Source organism: Streptomyces sp. SM1, from assembly GCF_002910825.1.
Classification (GTDB): Bacteria; Actinomycetota; Actinomycetes; order Streptomycetales; family Streptomycetaceae; genus Streptomyces; species Streptomyces okerensis.
This window is the reverse complement of record NZ_NEUB01000032.1, coordinates 1-7,382: the sequence shown is the minus strand read 5'-3', so window position 1 is coordinate 7,382 and position 7,382 is coordinate 1. Positions and strand designations below refer to the sequence as shown.

The following is a 7,382-nucleotide window of genomic DNA, read 5'->3' as shown; positions in this document are numbered from 1 at the left end:
GGCGCACCGGCGGTGCGGAGGACCGGGGCTGTCGGGCCGGCCGCACCGCCGGGTGTCCTGCCGGGTGTGATGGCCACCGTGGTGACCGCGGCCGCGCGCGTCCGCGCGCCATGGTCGCCACCGACGGCTCCGCCGCGTCGGATCGCTCGCCCACAGGCCGTGCATCGTCCGTCGCCCCCCTCGCACTCTCCGTGTCCGTCCCCCGCGCCGTCGGTCAGCGGCGCAGCCCCTGTCGGGACGATACACCAGTCTCGTCACTCAGGGACATAGATTCTCTACGCTCCGTAACGATCAACTGTTATATGAGTACCCACCGCGCCCGGGGAAACGCGGACGGTACCCGAAGCGGACTACAGGGCTTCCGCTCCCGTCACCAGGACCACGTTGCCGGGCTCCTCCTGGTTCACGTAACGCCGCAACTGATCCCGCAGCAACCGCTCGGCGCGCGGCAGGAACGCGGACGTGGGTCCGCCGACATGCGGGGTGACGAGCACGCCCGGCGCCCGCCACAAGGGATGTTCCGTGGGCAGCGGTTCCGGATCCGTGACGTCGAGGGCCGCGGTGATACGCCCGCTCTCCAGCTCGTCGAGCAGCGCCTTGGTGTCGACGACGCCCCCGCGGGCCACGTTCACGAGCAGGGCACCGTCCTTCATCCGGGCCAGGAAACCTGCGTCCACGAGGTGCCGGGTGGTCTCGTTCAGCGGGGTGGAGAGGACGACGACGTCGGCCTGCGGGAGCAGCGAGGGCAGTTCGGTGAGCGGGTGCACCGGCCCGCGCTCCGTGGTGCGCGCGGAGCGCGCGACGCGTGCCACCCGCGCGAGCTCGAACGGAACGAGCCGGTCCTCGATGGCCGCGCCGATCGAGCCGTAGCCCACGATGAGCACGCTCTTGTCGGCGAGCGCGGGACGGAACCCGCCGCGCCACTCCCCCTCGTCCTGCGCCCGCACGAATCCGGGGATGCCGCGCAGGGAGGCCAGGATCAGGGCGAGCGTGAGCTCGGCGGTGCTGGCCTCGTGCACTCCGCGCGCGTTGCACAGCCGCACGCCCGGCGGCAGGTGCCTCAGCCCGGGTTCGACGTGGTCGGTACCGGCCGACAGGGTCTGTACGACCCGTACGGAACGCATCAGCGGCATCGGCCGTACGCCGACCCCGGCGGGCTTCATGTACGGCACGACGTAGAAGGCGCAGTCGGCCGGGTCCGCGGGGAACTCCTCACCGCCGTCCCAGAAGAGGTAGCGCGGCCCGTCGGGGAGACCGTCGATCTCGTCCGGCGGAATGGGAAGCCATACGTCAGCAGCAGTCATGGTCGGGAGGCTAGTTCAGGGGCTGTCGGCGGCAGAGGTTAGGTTGGGGGGCCGGAGAGGGAGGGTCACGAGCAGGTGGAGCGCAGGACGATCGGCGCGGCGGCGCTCGCGGTGGGGGCCGTAGGACTCGGGTGCATGCCGATGAGCTGGGCCTACAGCACGTCCCGGCAACGCGGCGAGGAGTCGCTCAGGGCGGTGCACCGGGCGCTGGACGCGGGCTCGACCCTGCTGGACACCGCCGACATGTACGGCCCGTTCACCAACGAGCTGCTGCTCGGGCGGGTGTTGAAGGAGCGGCGCCGCGACGCCTTCGTGTCGACGAAGGTCGGTCTGCTGGTGGGCGACCAGCACATCGTGGCCAACGGCCGCCCCGGATACGTGAGACGGGCCTGCGACGCGTCGCTGCGCCGGCTCCAGACCGATGTCGTCGACCTCTACCAGCTGCACCGCGCCGACCCGGAGGTCCCGGTCGAGGAGACCTGGGGCGCGATGGCGGAACTCGTACGGGCCGGAAAGGTGAGGGCGTTGGGGCTGTGCGCGGTCGGGGCGCGCTCGTCCCGGCGGCCGGGGGCGCGGCTGCACGACGCGACGGTCCGGCAACTGGAGCGGGTGCAGCAGGTCTTCCCGGTCAGCGCGGTGGAGGCGGAGCTGTCCGTGTGGTCGCCGGAGGCGCTGGAGACGCTGCTGCCGTGGTGCGAGTCGCGGGGGGTCGGTTTCCTTGCCGCGATGCCGCTGGGCAACGGTTTCCTGACGGGAACGCTGACGCCCGGCGTGGGGTTCGAGGCGGACGATCTGCGCGCCCGGCACCCCCGCTTCACGGCCGAGATGATGGCCGCGAACCAGCCGATCGTGGCCGGCCTGCGCCGCGTCGCCCGCCGGCACGGCGAGCACGTCACCCCGGCCCAGGTGGCCCTGGCCTGGGTGCTGAACGCGGGCCACCAGGTGATCCCGGTCCCCGGCACCAAGCGGGAGCGGCGGGTCACGGAGAACGCGGCGTCGGCGGGCCTGCACCTGACGGAACAGGACCTGGCGGAGATAGCGGGCCTGCCGGCGGCCCAGGGGTCGTGGGACTGACCGGCGGGCCGGGCGGGGCGGGAGCGGGGCAGCGGTACCGGGGCGCGGGGGCAGGAGGGCGTACCGGGATACGGGGCCGGACCCTGGCCGGGTGGGGCCCGGGACCGGCGTCGGAGTCAGGACGGGCGTCGGCGGCGGAGGGCCCGCAAGGGAGCGGCGGCCGGGGTCACCGCTCGTGGTCCCGTGCTTCGAGGTCGGGCGTTCGGGAACCTGGGAGGCGCGAGCGGTGTATGACAAGGAGAACCCGCCGCGTCGAAGGGACGACATCGTGCGACATCGAGCCGTGACGGCCGTACTGGCCGCCGCCGCGCTCCTGCTGACGGCCGGCTGCTCCTCGGACGACGGGGGAACAGCCGGCGGAGACGGCGGCGCCACCCCGACCGATACGACGGCGCGCCCGTCGGCCCCGGAGCGGACCGGGGAGGAGACACCGCCCGCGAAGGGGTCGGTGAAGGTGGTCCGCACGGTCGCGACGGGCCTGAAGAGCCCCTGGGGCCTGGCCCCCCTGCCGGGCGGCGATTTCCTGGTGTCCTCCCGTGACGAGGCGACGATCACCCGGGTCGACGGGAAGACCGGAAGGACGACCGAGCTGGGCGAGGTGCCGGGAGTGTCACCGTCCGGCGAAGGAGGCCTGCTGGGCATCGCCCTCTCCCCCGAGTACGCCTCGGACCACATGATCTACGCCTACTTCACCTCGGCCTCGGACAACCGGATCGTCCGCCTGATCCACAACGAGGAGAAGCCGGCCGGAGAGCGGCTGGGCGCACCCGACACGGTGTTCCGCGGCATCCCCAAGGGCGTGACCCACAACGGCGGCCGGATCGCCTTCGGCCCGGACAGGATGCTGTACGTGGGCACGGGCGAGACCGGTGACACCGGCCTGTCCCAGGACAAGGAGTCGCTCGGCGGCAAGATCCTCCGGCTGACCCCGGAGGGCGAGCCGGCCCCGGGCAACCCGTTCCCCGGCTCCCCCGTGTACACCTACGGCCACCGCAATGTGCAGGGTCTCGCCTGGGACGGCAAACAGCGGCTCTTCGCTTCGGAGTTCGGCCAGAACACCTGGGACGAACTGAACGCGATCGAGCCCGGCGACAACTACGGCTGGCCGGAGGCAGAGGGCGAGTCCGGCGACGGCGGTTTCCATGACCCGATCGACCAGTGGAGCACGGAGGAGGCCTCCCCGAGCGGCATCGCGTACGCCGAGGGATCGCTCTGGATGGCGGGACTGCGCGGCGAGCGTCTGTGGCGCATACCCCTGAAGGGCACAGAGGCCTCGGCGGACCCGCAGTCCTTCCTGGAGGGCGAGTACGGCCGGCTGCGCACGGTGGTCGCCGCGGGCGACGACAAGCTGTGGCTGGTCACCAGCAACACGGACGGCCGGGGCGACGTGCGGGACGGCGACGACCGCATCCTGGAGGTCCAGGTGAGGTAGCGGGCGTTCAGTCCCCCGGCGGTTCCTCGTCCGGCGTCGCCGCGGGACGTACCGTGACCTTCCCGGACGCGAGGTCTATCGGCCCGCGTCCGGGGTCGGCGTCGCCGACGTCCTCCCGGGTCAGCTCCAGACGGTTCTGCTCGTCGCGGGTGTGCTTGCGGCCCGGTGCGAACAGTTCCTCGAAAGCGCTGAACATCGCTCCCCTTCCCGGGGCCGTCTGTGTCGTGCATCTGGTCGTGCCCCTAGTGTCCCGCCGTCGGCCGTTCTTCCGCCTCCGCCGGGAACAGGCCGAGCCGGTGGGCCACCGCCGCCGCCTCGCCACGGCCGGAGACGCCCAGCTTGGCGAGGATGTTGGAGACATGGACGCTGGCCGTCTTCGGCGAGATGAACAGTTCCTCGGCGATACGCCGGTTGGTGTGGCCGGCCGCCACCAGACGCAGGACGTCGCGCTCCCGGCCGGTGAGACCGAGCGCCTCCACCGGATCGGCGGGGCCGGGGGCCGTCCCCCTGACGGCAGAGGGCGGTGCGAGCCGCGCACGCTGCGCCAGCAGGGCGGAGCAGCGGGCCAGCGGTGCGGCGCCCAGGTGCCCGGCGACGGCGTCGACCAGCCGCAGCAGTTCGGTGGCTCGGGCACGCTCGTCATGGCCGGCCCCGGAGGCGAGCAGCGCCTCGGCGAGCCGGAACCGGACGCGTGCGAGGTCGTAGGGCCGCCCCAGTGGTTCCACCGCCTCGACGACGGCGGACCACTCGTCCGGCGCGAGCGTGCCCTCGGCCCGCCGCAGCTCGGCGCGCAGCCACAGCTCGTAGGCCCGCCATACGGGAACTCCGGCCGCCAGCGTCCTGGCGGCCTTGCGGATCCGCTCCAGGATCTCCGGCCGGCCGGCATCTGTCGCCGGGGCGCCGTGGGCGTCCGCCTCCGCGGTAACGGCGGCGAGCAGCAGCGGCCAGCCGTATCGCTGGGTCCCGGGTGGCAGTCCGGCGTCGAGGGCGGCGAGCAGTTCGGCGCGGGCGTCGGACAGGCGGCCCTCGGCGGCGGCGATGCCGACGGCGACCCACTTCATGGGGAGGGCGTACTGCGGCATCGAGTCGTGGGTGCCGAAGAAGGTGCGGGCGTCGGCGAGACGGCGGGCCGCCTCGCCGAGGTCCCCGCGGTCGTACGCGAGGTACGCCAGGCGCACCGAGCCGCCGGCGCGCGGTTTCGCGCTCTGTTCGAGACGCTGCGCGTCGGCCGCGGCCCGCGCGGCCTCGTCCCACCGGCCGAGGGAGTGGAGGGACTCGGCGAGGTTGCCCCACACCCAGCCCTCGAAGTCCAGCAGCCCGAGCCGCCGGGTGAGGTGGACGCCCTCGCCGAGGAGCGCCGCGGCCTCCTCGGAGCGGCCGACGCCTTCGAGTACGGAGGGGAGGTTCACATGGGCGCGCGCCACCACCGTGTCCACGCCCAGTTCGATCGCCCGGTCCCTGACCTCGTACATCTCGGCGAGTCCGGTCTCGATGTCACCGGCGTCGACCATGAGGCCGCCGAGGGTGAGCCGGGCGTTGAGCTCGATGTCGGAGGCGCCGACCATGCGCGCGTACTCGACGGCGCGTTCGGCGGCAGCCATCGCCTCGGGACCGGGTTCGTGCAGCATCGACCAGCCGGCCGCGGAGGCGAGGACGTCGGCGTGCACCTCGGAGGGCGGCAGTCCGCGCACCAGTTCCTGAGCGGTGCCGAGTTCGGCCCAGCCGTCGCCGCGGGCGAGGGCCTGGGTGAGCAGGGAACGCTGTACCCAGAACCAGGCGGCGCGCAGCGGGTCGGGTTCCTCGTCGAGGAGGCGCAGCGCCCGCTTGGTGATCTTCAGCGAGCGTTCGCGTTCTCCGCAGAGCCGGCCGGCGACGGCGGCCTCGGCCATCAGGTCGAGGTAGCCCAGCGGCGTCGTCCCCGGGTCGCGGCCGCTGGAGGTCCCCCCACGGCCTTCGGACTGTGGGGGAGGGTAGATCTCCGCGTGGTCGACGGGCCGCAGGGTGGCCCGCACAGTGTCGGGGACGGCGTCCCACAGCTCCATGGCCCTTTCCAGCAGCCGCAGTTGCTCGGCGTAGGCGTGGCGTCGGCGGGCCGCGACGGAGGCGTCGAGTACGGCGGGCAGAGCCTTGGCGGCGTCATGGGCGTGATACCAGTAGCTGGCCAGGCGGGTCACCCGCTCGTCGGCGGGGACGAGGGTGGGATCGGCTTCCAGTGCCTCGGCGTAGCGGCGGTTGAGGCGGGAGCGTTCCCCGGGCAGCAGGTCGTCGCTGACGGCCTCCCGGACCAGGGAGTGACGGAAACGGTAGCCGTCGCGGTCGGGTGCGGGAGTGAGGATGTTCGCGTTGACACCGGCGCGCAGGGCCTCGATGAGGTCGTCCTCGGTGAGCCGGGCGACGGCGGCCAGCAGCCGGTCCTCGACGGTGGAGCCGCCCTCGGCGACGATCCGGGCGACCTTCTGGGCGCTCTCCGGCAGGCCTTCGACGCGGACGAGGAGCAGGTCGCGGAGGGAATCGGTGAGACCGGTGCAGCAGCCCTCGTCGGCGGCGACGGCGAGTTCCTCGACGAAGAAGGCGTTGCCGTCGGAGCGGTCGAAGATGTCGTCGACGCGGTCCGGGTCGGGTTCGCGGGCGATGATGCCGGCGATCTGCCGGTGGACCTCGTCGCGGTTGAAGCGGCCGAGTTCGACGCGCTGGACCGTGCGGACCCGGTCGAGTTCGGCGAGGAGCGGGCGCAGGGGATGGCGGCGGTGGATGTCGTCGGAGCGGTAGGTGGCGAGGACGACGAGGCGGCCGGTGCGCAGGGTGCGGAACAGGTAGGCGAGCAGGTGGCGGGTGGAGGCGTCGGCCCAGTGCAGGTCCTCGAGGGCGAGGACGACGGTGTGCTCGGTGGTGACGCGCTCCAGCAGGCGTGCGGTGAGTTCGAAGAGGCGGGCCATGCCCTGTTCGTCGCGGCGGGCCTCGCGGGTGGCGGAGGTGCCGATCTCGGGCAGCAGACGGGCGAGTTCCTCCTCCTGTCCGGAGGCGGCCGCGGCGAGTTGCCCGGGCAGCTCGCGGCGCAGCTGGCGCAGTGCGGTGGAGAAGGGGGCGAACGGCAGTCCGTCGGCGCCGATTTCGACGCAGCCGCCGAGCGCGACGATCGCGCCCCGGCGGCGGGCCGCCGCGGCGAACTCCTCGACGAGGCGGGTCTTCCCCACGCCGGCCTCCCCACCGACCAGCAGTGTCTGTGGCTCGCCGGCCGCGGCGCCGGCGAGTGCGTCGGTCAGGGTGTCGAACTCAGTGGTGCGGCCGACGAACACCGGGCTGACGGACTTGGTCTCCACGCCCCCGAGCATCGCACGCACCTCCGACAACAGGGCACCGGTTTTCCTCCGGGGAAGGCAGCCCGCGCCTCCCCCACTCGCCACCTCGCACGAAACCGCCGAACCCCGATATCCCTTCCGAGCGGCACAGCGGCACGGCCGCTTCCCGCCTCGGAGCGGTCACCGCCCGGTGCCGGGTGCCCGGCCCCGGCGGGTTTCGGCGCGCCCGGACCTGCATCGGAGCCGGCCACCGCGGCCCCTGCCCGGCACCCG

The 7,382-nt window shown here is 73.3% G+C and carries 5 protein-coding genes; 2 read left to right on the top strand and 3 right to left on the bottom strand.

Going from position 1 to position 7,382, the window contains the following annotated elements:
- Nucleotides 1-350: 350 nt before the first annotated feature.
- On the bottom strand, nucleotides 351-1,304 hold the full coding sequence (locus tag B9S61_RS00655; RefSeq protein ID WP_103540420.1) for a 2-hydroxyacid dehydrogenase: 954 nt from the start codon (nucleotides 1,302-1,304) through the stop codon (nucleotides 351-353).
- Nucleotides 1,305-1,379: 75 nt separating this feature from the next.
- Here B9S61_RS00655 and B9S61_RS00650 point away from each other — a divergent pair, with 75 nt between their 5' ends.
- Entirely contained in the window at nucleotides 1,380-2,378 is a 999-nt protein-coding gene (locus B9S61_RS00650; RefSeq protein WP_103540419.1) for an aldo/keto reductase, read from the top strand.
- 268 nt (nucleotides 2,379-2,646) lie between these two features.
- Nucleotides 2,647-3,810 (top strand): sorbosone dehydrogenase family protein, encoded by a 1,164-nt coding sequence (locus B9S61_RS00645; protein WP_258039484.1) that lies wholly within the window; start codon nucleotides 2,647-2,649, stop codon nucleotides 3,808-3,810.
- A gap of 7 nt (nucleotides 3,811-3,817) precedes the next feature.
- Here the strand turns inward: B9S61_RS00645 and B9S61_RS00640 are convergent, their stop codons facing one another.
- Both B9S61_RS00640 and B9S61_RS43220 read right to left on the bottom strand, forming a co-directional pair.
- Complete coding sequence (locus B9S61_RS00640) at nucleotides 3,818-4,006, bottom strand: DUF6191 domain-containing protein (RefSeq protein ID WP_103540417.1); 189 nt, start codon at nucleotides 4,004-4,006, stop codon at nucleotides 3,818-3,820.
- A 46-nt stretch (nucleotides 4,007-4,052) separates the two neighbouring features.
- Complete coding sequence (locus B9S61_RS43220; protein WP_103540416.1) at nucleotides 4,053-7,142, bottom strand: helix-turn-helix transcriptional regulator; 3,090 nt, start codon at nucleotides 7,140-7,142, stop codon at nucleotides 4,053-4,055.
- Nucleotides 7,143-7,382 lie beyond the last annotated feature (240 nt).